Here is a 15,929-nt window from a genome sequence, read left to right as displayed (position 1 = left end):
GAGTTATGCCCCAGGGGCACCGCTGCCAGAATCGATGGGCAAGGCACAAGCGCACTCCCCGTTTGGGGAGCCTTCGAACCCACGAACGCGTGAGAACAATAACAATGCCCAGCGCCAATACACTCTCCGACAATCCCGCCCTCGCCCCCGGCGATTTCACCCACAGTGCCCAGGGCACCTCGTTGCGACGCATCCTCGGGCTGCCGGCCCTGGTGTTCTTCGGCCTGGTGTACATGGTCCCGCTGACCGTCTTCACCACCTACGGCGTGGTCACCCAGATCACCGGCGGACGCACCGCCGCTGCTTACGTGGTCACCCTGTTGGCCATGCTCTTCACCGCCCTGTCCTACAGCGTCATGGTCAAAAAATACCCGATTGCCGGCTCGGCCTATTCCTACGCCAGCCTCAGTTTCGGCCCGGGCATCGGCTTTCTTGCCGGCTGGTCGCTGCTGCTGGATTACCTGTTTCTGCCGATGATCAACTACCTGGTGATCGGTCTGTTCCTCAACCTGGCCTTTCCCGCCGTGCCGGCCTGGGTCTTCGTGGTGGCGACCATCGGCCTGGTGACGCTGCTGAACATTCGCGGCATCGGCTCGGTGTCGAGCATGAGCAACCTGATCGTCTGTGCGCAGATGGTCTTCGTGGTGGTGTTCGTGGCCCTGGTGATGCGCCAGTTGGCCGGGGCCGAGAGCCTGGACCTGAGCGCGCCCTGGGTCGGCGACGGCAGTCAGGGCGGACTGTTGCCGCTGATGGCCGGGGCGGCGGTGCTGTGCCTGTCATTCCTCGGCTTTGACGCGGTATCGACCCTGGCCGAGGAAACCCGCGACCCGCGCCGGGACATCCCACGGGCGATCGTCATCACCACCCTGGGCGCCGGCCTGCTGTTCATCCTGCTGGCCATGACCAGCCAGCTGGCCTTCCCCGGCAGCAGCTTCAAGGACGCCGACTCGGCGGCCAGCGAAGTGATGCTGCACGCCGGCGGACGCTTCCTGGAGATGTTCTTCACCGCCACCTATGTCGCTGGCGCCGCAGGCTCGGCCCTGGCCTCCCAGGCCTCGGTGTCGCGCATCCTGTTCAGCATGGGCCGCGACGGCATCCTGCCGCGACGGGTGTTCGGCACCTTGTCCGAGCGCTACAAGACCCCAGTGGTGGCCATTGTCCTGGTATCGCTGGTGTCGTTGCTGGCGGTGGTCATCGACCTGACCACCCTGGCGTCGATGATCAGCTTCGGCGCGCTGGTGGCGTTTTCGGTGGTCAATCTGGCGGTGATCAAGAGTCATCTGGGCCAGGGTCAGCCGCGCACCGGGGCACGACTGCTGCAGTACGGCCTGCTGCCGTTGATCGGCTTTGGCCTGATCGTCTGGCTGTGGACCAGCCTCTCGGCCCTGACCCTGGGAATCGGCCTGGCCTGGTTCGCCCTGGGCGTGCTGTACCTGGCGGCGCACACCCGGGGCTTCCGGCAGCCGGCGCCGACGGTGCAGTTCTCCGAGCAGGCCTGAGTCACTGCACGCCGGTCGCCATCAGAAGCCGATCGGCGTCGCTTCAAACCGCACCCGTGGATGGGCAATGCGATCCTGGGCCCGCACCAGCTCCAACTCGTAGCTGGCGCAGGCCTGGGTTTCCAGCAGCACTTCATGCACCGCCGCGGCGGTGAATTCGAACGCCGCCACCAGGCTGTCGCCCAACAGCACCCGGGCCAGGAACAGCCCGGAAGTCAGGTCGCCCACGCCCACCGGCTGCCGGGGGAACGCCAGCAACGGACGCCGCAGGTGCCAGCTGCCCTCGGCGGTCACCAGCAGCATCTCGAAGCCTTCCGCCAGCTTGCCCGGGTAGTCCAGGTGCTTGACCAGCACCGCCTTGGGGCCTTTCTCCAGCAGCGAACGGGCCATGCCCAGGCAATCGAACAGCGATTGCGGCTTGCGTCCGCAGAAGCTGTCCAGCTCCAGCTGGTTGGGGCACAGCAAGTCGGCCATGGCCACCGCCTCGTCCAGCAGGAAGTCGCTGACCTCCGCCGGTACACTGCAGCCCTTTTCCGGATGCCCCATCACCGGGTCGCACAGATAAAGGGCCCGGGGATTGACCGCCTTGATCCGCGCCACGCCACTGAGAATCGCCCGGCCCTGGGCCGCACTGCCCAGGTAGCCGGAGAGGATCGCGTCGCAGTTGCCCAGCTCGCCGATGGCGGCGATGCCTTCCACCAGCTCGGGAATCTGCTGCGGCGCCAGCACTTCTCCGGCCCAGTGACCATACTGAGTGTGGTTGGAAAACTGTACGGTATTCAGGGGCCAGACATTCACCCCGACCCGCTGCATGGGAAACACCGCAGCACTGTTACCGGCGTGGCCGAAAACCACATGGGACTGGATCGCAAGCAGGTGGGGCGTACGTTTCATGCAGGATTTTCCATAAAACCGGTGGAATTCAAGCCGCGCAGTATGCGACTAAACGCAGCCTGTACGACAGACCGGAGACGCAGTTAAGCTGATGCCACTTCGTTGGAGCAAACCTTCATGCTGACCCTTGGAAACATCTTTGTGCTGATGCTGCTGGCGACCGGCGCCGCCTGGCTGTGGCACAACCACGGCCTGCGCGAGCGGGCGCTGGAGCGGGTCAAGCAGCACTGCGCGCGGCTGGATATCGAGCTGTTGGACGGCAACGTCGCGCTCAAGCGCATCGGCCTGGTCAAGGACGCCAATGGCCGCCGGCGCCTGGCGCGCATCTACAACTTCGAGTTCACCGTGACCGGCGAAACCCGTCACGCCGGAACCATCACCCAGTTCGGCGCCCACAGCGCCCATATCGAGCTGGCGCCTTATCCGTTCGAGGCCAAGGAGCCGCTGCCCAGCGCCGAGGTGATCGAGCTGAGCCAGTGGCGCGAAGAGCATCGCAAGTTCAAACCGTGAGGTGCGCCTACAGGCGGCAGGCAGCGAGGCTGGCTTGCAGGGCCGCCATGTCCTGAGGGGCGCTGAAGATCAGCTCCAGGCGTGAATCCCGGCGCCATTCGCTGGGCAGCCAGTTCAGCGGTGAATTATCCAGGCCATTGCCCGAGCGCCAGCCTTCGTCGCTGTGGATCACCAGCTTGGCCCGACGCCAGTCGAGGTTCTGCAGCCAGTGCTCGACCCGGACCAGATCGAAGCGCTGGCTCGGGTGCCAGCGCCAGCCAATGCTCCAGCCATCCTGCTGAGACTGACTGAGGCAGATCGGCTGCTGTGGATCGCTCCACAACGCCGGTAACTGTGCCAGTCCCTGAGGAACATCCAACTCTTCCAGCGCCGCCCCGGCGCTGACCTCCAGGCCCGGCAGCTCGGCCAGGGGCAAGGCGGCGTGGCGGGTCCAGAACAGGGGAATATCCGGCAACTGCTCCAGCACCCGCAGCCGATCGCTGTCGCTGAGCAGTTCGTCCTTGTTCAACACCAGCAAGCCGGCGCTGGCCAGGGCGTCCTGCTGGGCCTGGGGCAGCGCTTTGCCGGCGGCCAGGGCCTGGGCATCCAGCACCAGCACACAGGGCTGCAACGCCAGCACGCCTTGCCAGGGCGCAACACTCAGTTGCTTGAGCAGTTGCGCCGGGTGGCCGAGGCCGGACGGCTCGATGAACAGCCGATCCGGCTTGGCCTTGCGCAACAGCCGCCCAAGCCCAACCTGAAACGGCGCGCCGTTGACGCAGCACAGGCAGCCACCGGCGACCTCGCCGAGGGCGATGCCGTCTTCATCGCGAGTCAGCAAGGCCGCGTCCAGGCCAATCTGGCCGAACTCGTTGATCAGCACCGCCCAGCGCTCGGCGGCCGGGCGCTGGCTCAGCAGATGACGGATCAGGCTGGTCTTGCCGGCGCCCAGGGGGCCGGCGATCACGTGGGTGGGAATGTTCTGCAGCATGGGAAGGGGGTCCGGAAAGCCTGTGAGGTGATGCTACGCCCTTCCCGGTCGTGACGAAAATCCGCCGACCGCCGTAGCTGCGGGCTTGCCCGCGAACGCTGGCGGGTCATCCCAGCCAATCAAGGGTGAGGATCAGCCGCCGCTCCCCCGGCGCCGGTTGCGGCGAACGGTGAATCAGCCCGAAGCCCTGGTTGCCATGCCACTTCTCACCCTTGAACAGTGCCACCTCACCAGCGCCGATCTGCTGGATCAATGCTGGGTCCCTGGGTTCGGCCGCGGCCTGCCCCAGTTGGCGGCGATCCATCGCGCCCTCGCGCAACCACTGGCTGCCAATCCCGGCGTAGGTGGTGATCAGGCGCACCGGCACATGGTCGACGTGAAAACGCGGACACATGGCCTTGTCCAGCACCCGCAGGCGCAACCCGACGCGCTTGGCGCCCAACAGGCAGGCAAAGGCGCTGACCAGCCAGGAAACGTCGGCGATAAAGCCGTTATAACCGTGCAAATCACGGAAGCCCGACGCCAGGCCCTGCAGGTTCGGTGGGCAATCCTCATCCGGCAGTTCCAGGGACAGGGACTCGGCCAATGGCTCATTGAGGGACAACAGCAACTCGCCGAAATCCTCGATGTGCGCCGGCAACTGGCGCTGCCACAGACCGAGGTTGACCTCATCGTCCAGCACCTCGGCCAGCACTGCTGGGGTCTGGCCAATGGCCGCGCGCCGCGAAACCTGCGGCACCGCACAAGGCCGCAGCAGGCGCTTGGCCGCCAATGGAAGGCTCAGTGGAGTCACCGGGGAACTCAGGGTCAGCATCAGGCCGCCTCCTCTTCATGCCAGGACCCGAACGGGTCGCTCATCAGGCTCCAGCCCTCGACCCCCAGGGCCATTTCATCGTCATCCAGCAGGCACAGGTCGAGCTCGGCGCAGAGCCGGGCAAAGTCGATGTTCTGGCCGATGAACACCAGTTCCTGGCGGCAGTCGCCGGTGTCCGGGGTCCAGTTGTGCAGGATCGCGGCGGTGCTTTCCTCGTCCTGGGGCCAATGCTGCTTGGGCACGAAGCGCCACCAGCGCCCAGCGAAACCGTGGCGCATCAAGCCCCCGGCCTGGGACCAGCTACCCGCCTCCTGGTACTTGCTGGCCAGCCAGAAGAAGCCCTTGGAGCGCAGCAGCTTGCCGTTGACCCAGGGCCGGTTGATGAAGTCGAAGAAGCGTTGCGGGTGAAAGGGTCGCCGGGCGCGGTAGGCCGTGGAAGCGATGCCGTATTCCTGGGTTTCCGGCACATGCTCGCCGCGCAGTTCCTGCAGCCAGCCCGGCGCCTGGGCCGCCCGTTCAAAGTCGAAACGCCCGGTATTGAGGATCTTGGCCAAGGGCACCTGGCCCATGACCATGGGGATGATCTCCGCCTGGGCGTTGAGCCGCGCCAGGATCGCCAGCAGTTCCTGGCGTTCGGCGCTGCTGATCAGGTCGATCTTGCTGACCAGGATCACGTCGGCGAACTCCACCTGCTCGATCAGCAGGTCGGTGATCGAACGCTCGTCCTCCTCGCCCAGGGTTTCACCGCGGCTGGCCAGGCTTTCCGCGGCCTGGTAGTCCAGCAGGAAGTTCATGCTGTCGACCACGGTGACCATGGTGTCGAGACGGGCAATATCGGCCAGGCTCTGGCCCGACTCATCGCGAAAGGTGAAGGTTTCCGCCACCGGCAACGGCTCGGAGATCCCGGTGGATTCGATCAGCAGGTAGTCGAAACGCCCGTCGCGGGCCAGCTTGCCCACCTCCTCCAGGAGGTCTTCGCGCAGGGTGCAGCAGATGCAGCCGTTGCTCATTTCCACCAGTTTTTCTTCGGCGCGGTTGAGGCTGACATCGCGCTGCACCTCGCTGCCGTCGATGTTGATCTCGCTCATGTCGTTGACGATCACCGCCACCCGCAGGTTGTCGCGATTACGCAGGACGTGATTGAGCAGGGTGCTCTTGCCGGCGCCGAGAAAGCCGGACAGCACGGTAACGGGAAGTCGCTCGGTCATGGGTGTTTCCTCATCAGGTTCGCGGCGGGGTCAAAGCGCCCGTTGGTGGCGTTCGCGCAGCTCTTGGCGTTCTTTGGCTTCGATGCACAGGGTGGCGGTGGGCCGCAGCAGCAGGCGCTGCAGGCCAATGGGTTCGCCGGTGTCGGCGCACCAGCCGTATTCCCCACGGGCCAGGCGCTCCAGGGCCTCGTCGATCTTGTCCAGAAGCTTCTTTTCCCGCTCCAGCAGGCGCAGTTGCCATTGCCGCTGTTCTTCGGCGCTGCCGATGTCGGCGGGATCGCTGTGGGGTTCCTGTTCGCGCAGTAGGTCGAATTCCGCGGCGATGCGTTCCTGCAGCTCAGTGCGCTGGGCCAGCAGCCGTTCGCGGAAGAAGCCCTGTTGGGCGTCGTTCATGTAATGGGCTTGGGGTTCGGCGAGGAGCTCTTGTTCAGTCATGGCGGGTCACGGATCAGGCTTTATTTAATGTTATATTATAACAACACAAATTAGCCAACCCTCCCTTGCCGCCCGCGACGAAGGGCGCGATGCTGGGTCCCTGCCATCACGAGAATCGCCATGCGCCTCGCCCTGCCGCTCCTGCTTTCAAGCCTGATCCTGACGTTTGCCGGTCACGCCGGTGCCGCCGTGCCCAACCCCCTGGCCACCTGCACCCGCAGCGCCACCCTGCTGGCCTGCGTCGATCTGTTGGGCAATGCCTACAGCGTCGCCACGGCAGGCAGCACCACCTACTTGCGCGGGTTCGAGGTGATCGGCAAACGCTATTGGGTGCAGACCAACAGCCGTTACGGGCAACTGACCTTCTTCACCGGCCTGGCTTCCGATGGCGAGGCCTGGGTGGGCTACAGCCAGCGCGTGGGCTGGACCACCCGCAATCGCTTCTCCAGCTCCGGCGGCAGCCGCGCCCAGTTCACCTGCAGTCGCATCAGCGGTTGCTAGCCGCCCCAACACCGCGCCAAGTGCAGGCGCCGGCGGCTGTAGGAGCTGGCTTGCCAGCGAAGGCATCCTTGGAAACGGCGCGCCATTCACTGACCTGTTCGCCGACAAGCCGGCTCCTACACGGGGCGGGTGATCCTGGTTTCCTGCAGCCAGGCCAGGTAGCTGTTGACCGGCGGGTTCTTTTCGAAGTAGCGCTGCAGGCCGTTGAACAGGCCATCGGCAATCGCCTGCTGGTGCCGCGCGGTGACCAGGCGCTGGCTGTCGCGGCTGTTGGAGATGAAGCCGGTTTCCACCAGGATCGACGGTACGTCCGGTGACTTGAGCACCGCAAAACCCGCCTGTTCCACACGCTTCTGGTGCAAGGTGGTGACCCCCGACAGGCTGTCCAGCACGGTGCTGCCCAGTTGCAGGCTGGCGGCGATGGTGGCGTTCATCGACATATCCACGATCACCCCCGCCAGCATCGGGTCCTTGTCCTTGAGGTTGAGCAGCGTGCTCGCCCCCAGCAGGTCGGCGCCGTTTTCCCGCTGCGCCATCAAGCGCGCGGTGGCCGATGTCGCGCCGCCTTCGGACAGGGCGTACACCGAAGCACCGGACGCCGTGAGACGCGGCGCCGCGTCGGCATGCACCGAGATGAACAGGTCGGCCTGGTGCTTGCGGGCTATCTCCACGCGCTTGCGCAGCGGCACGAAGAAGTCGTCGTTGCGTACCAGCTTCACGTCGAATCCCTTCTCGCGCTTGAGCCGCTTGGCCAGCAAGCGGGCGATGGCCAGCACCACGTCCTTCTCCCGCTCGCCCTTGGCCCCGACCGCGCCCGGATCCTTGCCGCCATGGCCAGGGTCCACCACCACCATGATGTCGCGCTTGGGATGAGGCTTGCCCGGCGCCGCCTCGGGCTTGGCCAGGGCTGCGCCGGCCGCAGCGATCGGCAGCGCTGCCTTGCCGGGGGCGGACAGGTCCAGCACCAGCCGGTGCCCCTGCCCATCCTGGGGCGGCAGGAGAAAGCTGTTGAGCTGCAGCGGCTGAGTCAGGTCAAGGACGATCCGCGTGTCGCCCTGGCCAAAAGGCCCGGAGCGGATCGCGCGAATCGGTGTGTTGGCCAGGTTCAGCTGGCTGAAGTCGCTCCCCAGGCGAGCGCTGCTGAGATCGATGATCAGGCGTTCCGGGGCGCTGAGGCTGAAGGTCTTGTAGTGCACCGGCCCGCTCAGATCGAGCACCAGGCGCACTTTGTCCGCCGAGTTCCACAGCCGGGCATTGCGAATCTGCGCGGCGCTAACACTCCAGGGCAACATCAGGGCCGTACCGGCCAACAGCAGGTTGAGCAATTGACGTCTGTGCATGGCAAACACCGCAAAAAAGGAGCGTCCGTACTCACAAGGCAGGATGAACAACCGTCGAGGAAAAACTTCCCATCGAACGTATTGTTATAATATAACATGTCGAATTATTTCCCACGACGGACCTGTCCATGAACGCGCTGACTCTGCCGGATATCGCCGCGCAGGCCTCAAGCCAAGCCTTGCCTCTGGAATGGGTGGGCATGTGCGGCATTGCCTTACCTGTAGTGATCGACGGCCAGCGAACCGCGGCCAAGGCCGACGCCGGTGTCAGCCTCGACGATGGCGAAGCGCGGGGCATTCATATGTCGCGCCTGTACCTGGCCCTGGAAATGCTCGAACAGGAAAACCTCAACCCGGCGCTGCTGCGCCGGCTCTTGCAGCGTTTTCTCGACAGCCATGACGGCCTGGCTCACAGCGCCTACCTGCGCCTGCACGTGGATCTGCTGCTCAAACGCCCGGCCCTGGTCAGCCCTTTGGCCGGCTGGAAGCGCTATCCGCTGAGCATCGAGGCACGCTTGAACAACGCGATGTTCCACGTGGAACTAAAAATCGACGTGCCGTATTCCTCCACCTGTCCCTGCTCGGCAGCCCTTTCGCGGCAATTGATCCAACAGCAATTTGTCGAGGACTTCGCCAACCGGCCGCTGCAGCACGCGGATGTCCTGGCCTGGCTCGGTTCGACCCAAGGCATAGTCGCCACGCCCCACAGCCAACGCAGCAATGCCCACTTGCGCCTGCGCCTGGACGATTTCCTCGATGAGCTGCCTTTGATAGCGCTGATCAACGACGCGGAAAGCGCCCTGGGCACCGCCGTGCAGACCGCGGTCAAACGCGCCGATGAACAAGCCTTTGCCCTGGCCAACGGACAGAACCTGATGTTCTGCGAAGACGCCGCCCGCCGCCTGCATCTGGCCTTGCGCCGCTCCCCCGGCATCAACGCCTTCCACCTGCGGGTGGTGCATGCCGAAAGCCTGCACGCCCATGACGCCGTGGCGGAAAGTCGCTGGAACTGGGAGGCCTGATGCTGCGCTGCCACGCTTTGCTCTGGGGCACGCCGGGCCAGCCGTTGACCCCACCGCTGGATCTGCACCTGCCCGCCGGCAGCCTGAGCGCGGTGATCGGTGCCAACGGCTCGGGCAAGAGCAGCCTGCTGAAAGTCCTGGCCGGGCTGCAAAAGCCGTTGGCCGGCAAGGTCGAACGGGCCATTCCGCAACGGGGTGGCCTGGCGTTCGTGCCGCAACAGCAAACGCTGGACCGGCAATTTCCCATCAGCCTGCAAGAGCTGGTAGCCGCCGGGTTCTGGGGCCAGCGCGAACCCGCGAAAAGCCGCCGGGACAAGCTCCAGGCCGCCCTCGCCGCCTGGCACCTGAGCGGTTTGGAACAACGCCCTTTGATGGCCTTGTCCGGCGGCGAATTGCAGCGTGCGCTGCTGGCACGGATGAGCCTCACCGACGCCCCCCTGCTGCTTCTGGACGAACCCCACGCCGCCCTCGACGAAGCGGGCCAGGCCCTGCTCTGGCAGCAACTGCACGCCTGGCATGCCCAGGGCCGGACCCTGCTGCTGGTCTGCCATGACCTGGCCGCGGTCCGCCAGCACATCCCCCAGGCCCTGCTGATCAGAAGCACCGGCTGCGTCTACGCGCCGAGCCGCGAACTGATTGCCGCGCCCGTCCAGACGCAGGTGGCTTGATGCAGTTCGCCGCGCATTTCTGGCAGCCCTTCAGCGAGTTCCTGTTCATGCGCCGGGCGCTGCTCGGCGGACTGGTCCTGGCCTGCAGCATCGCGCCTCTGGGGGTGTTTCTGATCCTGCGGCGCATGAGCCTGATCGGCGACGCCGTGGCCCACGGCATTCTCCCCGGTGCGGCCCTGGGCTTCTGGTTGGCCGGCCTCAGCCTGCCGGCCCTGACCCTCGGCGGACTCGGCGCCGGCCTGGGCATGGCCGGGCTGGCCGCCTGGATCACCCGCCGCACCGGCCTGCGGGAAGACGCCAGCATCGCCGCCATCTATCCCATTTCCCTGGCCAGCGGCGTGCTGCTTCTCGGGCTGGCGGGCAAACGCCTGGACCTGCTGCACCTGCTGTTCGGCTCGGCCCTGGCGGTGGACGGTCCGACTCTCAACGCCATGCTCCTGGTTTCGGCCTGCAGCCTGCTGGCCCTGGCCCTGATCTACAAGGCCCTGTTGCTGGACACCCTCGACCCGTTGTTCCTGCACAGCGTGAGCCGCCTGGGCCCGCTGGCCCACGGCCTGTTCCTGACCCTGGTGGTGCTCAATCTGGTGATGGGTTTCCAGGCGATCGGTGCGCTGATGGTGGTCGGCCTGATGATGCTGCCGGCCGCCGCCGCGCGCTTCTGGAGCCGGCGCCTGCCGAGGCTGCTGGGCATCGCCGCCGTGCTCGGCTGCCTGTCGGTGTGGCTCGGCCTGTTGCTGTCGTTCCACTACTCGTTGCCCAGCGGCCCGGCCATCGTCCTGGTGGCCGGCGGCCTCTACCTGCTGTCCGTGGTGTTTGGTCCGGTGCACGGCCTATTGCACCGCCCGCCTTTGCTCACATCCCCATGAGGTGTTTCCCGATGCGCGCTCTACTCGTGTTGTTCAGCCTGCTGCTGCCATTGTCGTGGTCCAGCGCCCAGGCCGCGGACAAGCTGGCCGTGGTCACCAGCTTCAGCATCCTTGCCGACCTGACCCGCCAGGTCGGCGGCGAGCATGTACAGATCACCAACCTGGCAGGCGCCGACGAAGACGCCCACACCTACGAACCCACGCCGGACGATGCCAAGGCCCTGCTCAAGGCCCGGCTGATCATCAAGAACGGCCTGGGCTTCGAACCCTGGCTGGATCGCCTGGTGGCCAGCTCGGCCAGCCAGACGCCGGTGATCACCGCCAGTCGCGGGGTGATTCCACGCACCCTGGACGAAGACGGCGAACAGATTCCCGACCCGCACGCCTGGCACAACCTGGCCAACAGCGAACTCTACGTGCGCAACATCACCCAGGCGCTGATCGCCGCCGACCCGGCTCACCAGGCCGACTATCAGCGCAACAGCCAGGCCTACCTGCAACAGATCTACCGCCTGCTGGCCGAGGCCAAGGCCAAGCTCGGCGCCCTGCCTGCGGGCAACCGCAAGATCGTCACTTCCCACGACGCCTTCGGCTACCTGGGCCAGGCGTATGGCATCGACTTCATGGCGCCCCAGGGCCTGTCCACCGAACGCGAACCCTCGGCCGCCGAAGTCGCGGCGCTGATCACCCAGATCCGCAACGCCAAGGTCAAGGCGGTGTTCATGGAAAACATCAAGAACCCGCGCCTGCTCCAGCAGATCGCCGACGAAAGCGGCGCCCACATCGGCGGCACTCTGTACTCCGACGCCCTGGCGGCCACGGGCCCGGCCAGCACCTTCATCGGCTTGTTCGAACACAACCTCAACACCCTGTACGACGCCTTGAGCCAGCCATGATCCAACGCCCTGCGCTATCGCTGCTGGACCTGGAAAGCGCTGCCCAGGGCAGTCGCTGGCCACTGACCGCGGTGCTCGACGCCCTGCCCTGGAACAGCGACGGGCTGATCGCCGCCATCGCCCAGCAGCACGACAGCGGCGAGGTGCTGATGCTGGCCTGGATGAACCGCCGGGCCCTGGCCGAAACCCTGGCCAGCGGTCAGGTCTGCTACTGGTCGCGCTCGCGCCAGTGCCTGTGGCGCAAGGGCGAAAGCTCGGGCCATCGCCAGCGCCTGATCGAAGCGCGCCTGGACTGCGACGGCGATGCCGTTTTGCTGCAAGTGGATCAGCACGGCCCGGCCTGCCACACCGGACGCCCCAACTGTTTCTACAACGCCATTCGCGATGGCGCGGTGGAAGTCATCAGTTCCCCCTTGAAGGACTCGCGTCATGATTCGTAAAAACCCTTCCGGCGATCTGCCGGTGATCGCCGAATCCGCCTACGTCGACAAGACCGCCATCATCTGCGGCAAGGTGGTGATCGGCGATAACGTATTCGTCGGCCCCTACGCGGTGATCCGCGCCGATGAGGTGGATGCCAGCGGCCAGATGCAAGCCATCACCATCGGCGCCAACTCGAACATTCAGGACGGCGTGGTGATCCACTCCAAATCCGGTGCGGCGGTGACCATCGGCCAGCACACCTCCATCGCCCACCGCTCCATCGTCCACGGCCCGTGCGTGGTCGGCGATCGAGTGTTCATCGGTTTCAACAGCGTGCTGTTCAACTGCGAGGTGGGCGACGGCAGCGTGGTCCGGCACAACTCGGTGGTGGACGGTCGCGACCTGCCGCCGGGCTTCTATGTGCCCTCCACCACCCGCATCGGCCCCAAGACCGATCTGGCGCAGTTCCCTCCGGTGAGCATCAGCGCCTCGGAGTTTTCCGAAGACGTGGCCCGCACCAACGTCGATCTGGTGCGTGGCTACAAGGCCCTGCAGAACGAGTTTTGAGCATGAGCCGAATTCTTATCCGCAATGCCCGGCTGGTGAACGAAGGTCGCGAGTTCGACGCCGATCTGCTGGTCAATCACGGGCGCATCGAGACCATCGGCAGCCTCGACCACCTCAGCGCCGACCTGGAGATCGACGCCCAGGGTCAATGGCTGCTGCCGGGAATGATCGACGATCAGGTGCACTTTCGTGATCCCGGCGCGCCGGAAAAAGGCAGCATCCATAGCGAGTCCCGCGCCGCGGTGGCCGGAGGCATCACCAGCTTCATGGACATGCCCAACACCTCACCGGCGACCCTGTCCCTGGCCGCCCTGGCGGACAAGAAGCGCCGCGCGGCGGCCACCTCGGTGGCCAACTACGGCTTTCACTTCGGCGTCAGTAACGACAACCTGGACACCGTCGCCGCTCTGGACCCGACCCAGGTCGCCGGGGTCAAGGTGTTCATGGGGGCCTCCACCGGCAACCTGCTGGTGGACGATCCCCAGGTGCTGGACCGGCTGTTTCGCCAGGTGCCCACCCTGCTCCTGGCCCACTGCGAACACACCCCGAGCATCCAGCTCGCGCAACAACGCTGGCAGCAACTGTATGGCGAACAGATTCCCGCCGCCGCCCATCCGCGCATTCGCGACGCCGAGGCCTGCTACCGCTCCTCGTCCCTGGCGGTGGAACTGGCGAAGAAACACGGCACGCGCCTGCACGTGCTGCACCTGACCAGCGCCCGGGAACTGGCCCTGTTCGAGGACCGGCCCCTGGCCGAAAAGCGCATCACCGCCGAAGTCTGCCTGCACCACCTGCTGTTCGATGACCGCGACTATCCGCGCCTCGGCCACCTGATCAAATGCAACCCGGCGATCAAGACCCAGGCCGATCGCGATGCCTTGCGCCAGGCCCTCAACAGCCAGCGCCTGGACGTCATCGGCAGCGACCACGCGCCTCACACCTGGGAGCAGAAACAGCAGCCCTACACCCGCGCGCCCGCCGGCCTGCCCCTGGTGCAGCACGCCCTGCCGGCCCTGCTGGAGCTGGTGGCCGACGGGGTCCTGCCGCTGACCACCCTGGTGGCCAAGACCAGCCATCGGGTGGCCGATCTGTTCGCCATCCCCGACCGCGGCTACCTGCGCGAAGGCTACTGGGCCGATCTGGTGCTGATCCGTCCCGAGCCCCAAGGGCTGGCCGTGGACAGCCAGCCGATCCTCGCCCAATGCGCCTGGACGCCATTTGCCGGCCGGCGCTTTCGCCACAGCGTCGCCACCACCCTGGTGTCCGGCCAGCTCGCCTGGCATCAGGGTCGCCTGTACGACCACTGCCAGGGCCTGCCCCTGCGCTTCGACCGCTAATCCCCAAGCCTGACCAAGGACCACCGAAGATGATCCGCATCACCCTGCCTGATGGCGCGTGCCGTGAGTACGACCAGCCGTTGTCCGTGTTCGAGGTGGCCGCCAGCATTGGCAGCGGCCTGGCCAAAGCCGCCGTGGCCGGGCGGGTCGATGGCCGGCTGGTGGATTGTGACTACCTGCTGGACACCGACACCCACCTGAGTATCGTCACCGCAGCCGATGCCGATGGCCTGGAAGTCCTGCGTCACTCCTGCGCCCACCTGCTGGCCATGGCGGTGAAGCAGCTGTACCCCTCGGCCCAGGTCACCATTGGCCCGGTGATCGAGGACGGCTTCTTCTACGACTTCGCCTACGAGCGCCCTTTCACCCCCGAGGACCTGGAACGGATCGAGGCGCGCATGCACAGCCTTGCCGCCACCAACCACACCTTGCGCCGCCGCGAGCTGTCCCGGGAGCAGGCGCTGGAACACTTCGCCGACCAGGGCGAGCACTACAAGGTCGAGCTGATCCGCGACCTGCCCCCGGAGGCCGTGCTGTCGCTGTACCGCCAGGGCGATTTCGAAGACCTGTGCCGCGGCCCCCACGTGCGTACCACCGGCCAATTGCGGGCCTTCAAGCTGACCAAGGTGGCCGGCGCCTATTGGCGCGGCGATGCCAGCAACGCGCCGTTGCAACGGATCTACGGCACCTGCTGGGCCACCCGCCAGGATCTGGACGTCTATCTGCTGCGTCAGGAACAGGCCGCCAAGCGCGACCACCGCAAGCTGGGGCAGCAACTGGACCTGTTCCATTTCGACGATTGCGCGCCGGGTTCGGTGTTCTGGCACGCCAAGGGCTGGACCCTATTCCAGCTGTTGATCGGCTACATGCGCCAGCGCCAGGAACAGGCCGGCTACCAGGAAGTGAACACCCCGGATGTGATGGACCGCAGCCTCTGGGAAACCTCCGGGCACTGGCAGAACTACCGCGACCACATGTTCACCACCAGCACCGAGGATCAGCGCACCTTCGCCCTCAAGCCCATGAACTGCCCCGGCGCGGTGGCGATCTTCGGCCACGGTTTGAAGAGCTACCGCGACCTGCCCCTGCGCATCGCCGAGTTCGGCAAGGTCCATCGCTACGAGCCTTCAGGGGCACTGCACGGCTTGCTGCGGGTCCGCCACTTCACCCAGGACGACGCCCACATCTTCTGCACCCCGGAGCAGATGCAGGACGAATGCGCCCGCACCATCGCCCTGGTGTTCGACATCTATAAGGAGTTCGGTTTCGACCAAGTGGCGGTGAAGCTCTCTACGCGCCCGGCCAACCGCATCGGCAGCGACGAGGTCTGGGATCAGCTGGAAAGCGCCCTGGTCGGCGCCCTGCAGAGCATGCAGATCGACTATCGGCTCAACCCGGGAGAAGGCGCCTTCTACGGTCCGAAACTGGAGTTCGTGCTGCGCGACGCCATCGGCCGCGATTGGCAGTGCGGCACTCTGCAAGTGGATCTCAACCTCCCCGAGCGCTTTGACATCAGCTACATCGCCGACAACGGCGAACGCCGGCAACCGGTGATGCTGCACCGCGCGCTGTTCGGTTCACTGGAACGCTTCATCGGCATCCTCATCGAGCACCATGGCGGCGCCCTGCCCTTGTGGCTCGCGCCGCAGCAGGTGGTGGTGCTCAACATCAGCGAGGCGCAGGCGGACTATGCCTGGGAAATCAGCGAGCGCCTGCGCCGACAGGGGCTGCGCTCCAGTGCTGACCTGCGCAACGAAAAGATCGGCTACAAGATCCGTGAACACAGCCTGCAGAAAGTGCCCTATCTGCTGGTGATCGGGGACAAGGAGAAAGCGGGAGGCTACGTCAGCCTGCGCAGCAGAAATGGTGAGGATCTGGGACAACTGACGCTGGAACAGGTAGTGGAACGGATCGGCTAGCCGGTGCCCGGGCTTGTCGGCGACGGCCCTGGTCCAGGTGACTGGAGGGCCGCCGCCGGC

At 65.8% G+C, this 15,929-nt stretch carries 17 protein-coding genes; 11 read left to right on the top strand and 6 right to left on the bottom strand.

From position 1 onward, the window contains the following. Positions 1 to 104: 104 nt before the first annotated feature. The gene (locus tag GWQ44_RS06010) at positions 105 to 1,499 is read left to right on the top strand and encodes an APC family permease (RefSeq protein ID WP_016966277.1); all 1,395 of its coding nucleotides are present in this window, start codon (positions 105 to 107) and stop codon (positions 1,497 to 1,499) included. A gap of 21 nt (positions 1,500 to 1,520) precedes the next feature. Here GWQ44_RS06010 and pdxY read toward each other — a convergent pair whose 3' ends face one another. After that, positions 1,521 to 2,393 (bottom strand): pyridoxal kinase PdxY, encoded by an 873-nt coding sequence (gene pdxY, locus GWQ44_RS06005; RefSeq protein WP_016966276.1) that lies wholly within the window; start codon positions 2,391 to 2,393, stop codon positions 1,521 to 1,523. Positions 2,394 to 2,510: 117 nt separating this feature from the next. Between pdxY and GWQ44_RS06000 the strand changes: the two genes are divergently transcribed. Then, positions 2,511 to 2,903, top strand: a complete 393-nt coding sequence (locus GWQ44_RS06000; RefSeq protein WP_060841807.1) for a DUF3301 domain-containing protein — start codon at positions 2,511 to 2,513, stop codon at positions 2,901 to 2,903. A 7-nt stretch (positions 2,904 to 2,910) separates the two neighbouring features. Here the strand turns inward: GWQ44_RS06000 and GWQ44_RS05995 are convergent, their stop codons facing one another. The 4 genes from GWQ44_RS05995 to dksA all read right to left on the bottom strand — a co-directional run bounded on the left by GWQ44_RS05995 (position 2,911) and on the right by dksA (position 6,330). Further along, positions 2,911 to 3,873 (bottom strand): CobW family GTP-binding protein, encoded by a 963-nt coding sequence (locus GWQ44_RS05995; RefSeq protein WP_275926870.1) that lies wholly within the window; start codon positions 3,871 to 3,873, stop codon positions 2,911 to 2,913. A 106-nt stretch (positions 3,874 to 3,979) separates the two neighbouring features. Next, positions 3,980 to 4,687, bottom strand: coding sequence for a DUF1826 domain-containing protein (locus GWQ44_RS05990; RefSeq protein ID WP_275926869.1), 708 nt, complete (start codon positions 4,685 to 4,687; stop codon positions 3,980 to 3,982). Continuing rightward, positions 4,687 to 5,895, bottom strand: coding sequence for a zinc metallochaperone GTPase ZigA (gene zigA / locus GWQ44_RS05985; RefSeq protein WP_275926868.1), 1,209 nt, complete (start codon positions 5,893 to 5,895; stop codon positions 4,687 to 4,689). Before zigA ends, GWQ44_RS05990 begins: the two co-directional genes overlap by 1 nt. A gap of 30 nt (positions 5,896 to 5,925) precedes the next feature. Continuing rightward, on the bottom strand, positions 5,926 to 6,330 hold the full coding sequence (gene dksA, locus GWQ44_RS05980) for an RNA polymerase-binding protein DksA (RefSeq protein ID WP_103740644.1): 405 nt from the start codon (positions 6,328 to 6,330) through the stop codon (positions 5,926 to 5,928). Between the two features lie 120 nt (positions 6,331 to 6,450). Here dksA and GWQ44_RS05975 point away from each other — a divergent pair, with 120 nt between their 5' ends. Next, on the top strand, positions 6,451 to 6,831 hold the full coding sequence (locus GWQ44_RS05975) for a glutamine synthetase (protein WP_275926867.1): 381 nt from the start codon (positions 6,451 to 6,453) through the stop codon (positions 6,829 to 6,831). Between the two features lie 116 nt (positions 6,832 to 6,947). Here GWQ44_RS05975 and GWQ44_RS05970 read toward each other — a convergent pair whose 3' ends face one another. After that, complete coding sequence (locus GWQ44_RS05970) at positions 6,948 to 8,171, bottom strand: N-acetylmuramoyl-L-alanine amidase (protein WP_275926866.1); 1,224 nt, start codon at positions 8,169 to 8,171, stop codon at positions 6,948 to 6,950. 128 nt (positions 8,172 to 8,299) lie between these two features. On the opposite strand from GWQ44_RS05970, the gene folE2 reads away from it, so the two are divergent. Genes folE2 through thrS form a run of 8 tightly spaced genes read left to right on the top strand, consistent with a single transcriptional unit; the run spans position 8,300 to position 15,869 of the window. Next, complete coding sequence (gene folE2 / locus GWQ44_RS05965) at positions 8,300 to 9,193, top strand: GTP cyclohydrolase FolE2 (RefSeq protein WP_103740647.1); 894 nt, start codon at positions 8,300 to 8,302, stop codon at positions 9,191 to 9,193. Further along, the gene (locus GWQ44_RS05960; RefSeq protein WP_275926865.1) at positions 9,193 to 9,861 is read left to right on the top strand and encodes an ATP-binding cassette domain-containing protein; all 669 of its coding nucleotides are present in this window, start codon (positions 9,193 to 9,195) and stop codon (positions 9,859 to 9,861) included. Before folE2 ends, GWQ44_RS05960 begins: the two co-directional genes overlap by 1 nt. Next, a complete protein-coding gene (locus GWQ44_RS05955) occupies positions 9,861 to 10,727 on the top strand; it encodes a metal ABC transporter permease (protein WP_179599020.1) in 867 nt (288 codons plus the stop codon). The genes GWQ44_RS05960 and GWQ44_RS05955 overlap by 1 nt, the downstream gene beginning before the upstream one ends. Positions 10,728 to 10,738: 11 nt before the next feature. Further along, positions 10,739 to 11,623, top strand: coding sequence for a metal ABC transporter substrate-binding protein (locus GWQ44_RS05950; RefSeq protein WP_275926864.1), 885 nt, complete (start codon positions 10,739 to 10,741; stop codon positions 11,621 to 11,623). Next, complete coding sequence (hisI, locus tag GWQ44_RS05945) at positions 11,620 to 12,063, top strand: phosphoribosyl-AMP cyclohydrolase (RefSeq protein WP_275926863.1); 444 nt, start codon at positions 11,620 to 11,622, stop codon at positions 12,061 to 12,063. Before GWQ44_RS05950 ends, hisI begins: the two co-directional genes overlap by 4 nt. Next, positions 12,053 to 12,613 (top strand): carbonate dehydratase, encoded by a 561-nt coding sequence (locus tag GWQ44_RS05940; RefSeq protein ID WP_047306701.1) that lies wholly within the window; start codon positions 12,053 to 12,055, stop codon positions 12,611 to 12,613. Before hisI ends, GWQ44_RS05940 begins: the two co-directional genes overlap by 11 nt. A gap of 2 nt (positions 12,614 to 12,615) precedes the next feature. Beyond that, positions 12,616 to 13,950, top strand: a complete 1,335-nt coding sequence (locus GWQ44_RS05935) for a dihydroorotase (protein ID WP_275926862.1) — start codon at positions 12,616 to 12,618, stop codon at positions 13,948 to 13,950. Between the two features lie 29 nt (positions 13,951 to 13,979). Further along, positions 13,980 to 15,869 carry a threonine--tRNA ligase gene (gene thrS, locus GWQ44_RS05930; protein WP_275926861.1) on the top strand — a complete coding sequence of 630 codons (1,890 nt, stop codon included), beginning with the start codon at positions 13,980 to 13,982 and terminating at the stop codon, positions 15,867 to 15,869. Positions 15,870 to 15,929: the final 60 nt, after the last annotated feature.

Source organism: Pseudomonas sp. 3MA1 (genome assembly GCF_029237275.1).
In the GTDB taxonomy this organism is placed as follows: domain Bacteria; phylum Pseudomonadota; class Gammaproteobacteria; order Pseudomonadales; family Pseudomonadaceae; genus Aquipseudomonas; species Aquipseudomonas fluorescens_AP.
This window is presented reverse-complemented; position numbering and strand designations above follow the sequence as displayed.

Bases quoted from the DNA above. Each gene is read 5' to 3' on its own strand.
- GWQ44_RS05940 (WP_047306701.1), top strand. From the start codon at position 12,053: ATGATTCGTAAAAACCCTTCCGGCGATCTGCCGGTGATCGCCGAATCC.
- GWQ44_RS05970 (WP_275926866.1), bottom strand. From the start codon at position 8,171: ATGCACAGACGTCAATTGCTCAACCTGCTGTTGGCCGGTACGGCCCTG.
- GWQ44_RS05950 (WP_275926864.1), top strand. From the start codon at position 10,739: ATGCGCGCTCTACTCGTGTTGTTCAGCCTGCTGCTGCCATTGTCGTGG.
- GWQ44_RS05975 (WP_275926867.1), top strand. From the start codon at position 6,451: ATGCGCCTCGCCCTGCCGCTCCTGCTTTCAAGCCTGATCCTGACGTTT.
- GWQ44_RS05990 (WP_275926869.1), bottom strand. From the start codon at position 4,687: ATGCTGACCCTGAGTTCCCCGGTGACTCCACTGAGCCTTCCATTGGCG.
- zigA (WP_275926868.1), bottom strand. From the start codon at position 5,895: ATGACCGAGCGACTTCCCGTTACCGTGCTGTCCGGCTTTCTCGGCGCC.
- GWQ44_RS06010 (WP_016966277.1), top strand. From the start codon at position 105: ATGCCCAGCGCCAATACACTCTCCGACAATCCCGCCCTCGCCCCCGGC.
- GWQ44_RS05995 (WP_275926870.1), bottom strand. From the start codon at position 3,873: ATGCTGCAGAACATTCCCACCCACGTGATCGCCGGCCCCCTGGGCGCC.
- dksA (WP_103740644.1), bottom strand. From the start codon at position 6,330: ATGACTGAACAAGAGCTCCTCGCCGAACCCCAAGCCCATTACATGAAC.
- GWQ44_RS05955 (WP_179599020.1), top strand. From the start codon at position 9,861: ATGCAGTTCGCCGCGCATTTCTGGCAGCCCTTCAGCGAGTTCCTGTTC.
- GWQ44_RS05935 (WP_275926862.1), top strand. From the start codon at position 12,616: ATGAGCCGAATTCTTATCCGCAATGCCCGGCTGGTGAACGAAGGTCGC.
- GWQ44_RS06000 (WP_060841807.1), top strand. From the start codon at position 2,511: ATGCTGACCCTTGGAAACATCTTTGTGCTGATGCTGCTGGCGACCGGC.
- GWQ44_RS05960 (WP_275926865.1), top strand. From the start codon at position 9,193: ATGCTGCGCTGCCACGCTTTGCTCTGGGGCACGCCGGGCCAGCCGTTG.
- folE2 (WP_103740647.1), top strand. From the start codon at position 8,300: ATGAACGCGCTGACTCTGCCGGATATCGCCGCGCAGGCCTCAAGCCAA.
- pdxY (WP_016966276.1), bottom strand. From the start codon at position 2,393: ATGAAACGTACGCCCCACCTGCTTGCGATCCAGTCCCATGTGGTTTTC.
- hisI (WP_275926863.1), top strand. From the start codon at position 11,620: ATGATCCAACGCCCTGCGCTATCGCTGCTGGACCTGGAAAGCGCTGCC.
- thrS (WP_275926861.1), top strand. From the start codon at position 13,980: ATGATCCGCATCACCCTGCCTGATGGCGCGTGCCGTGAGTACGACCAG.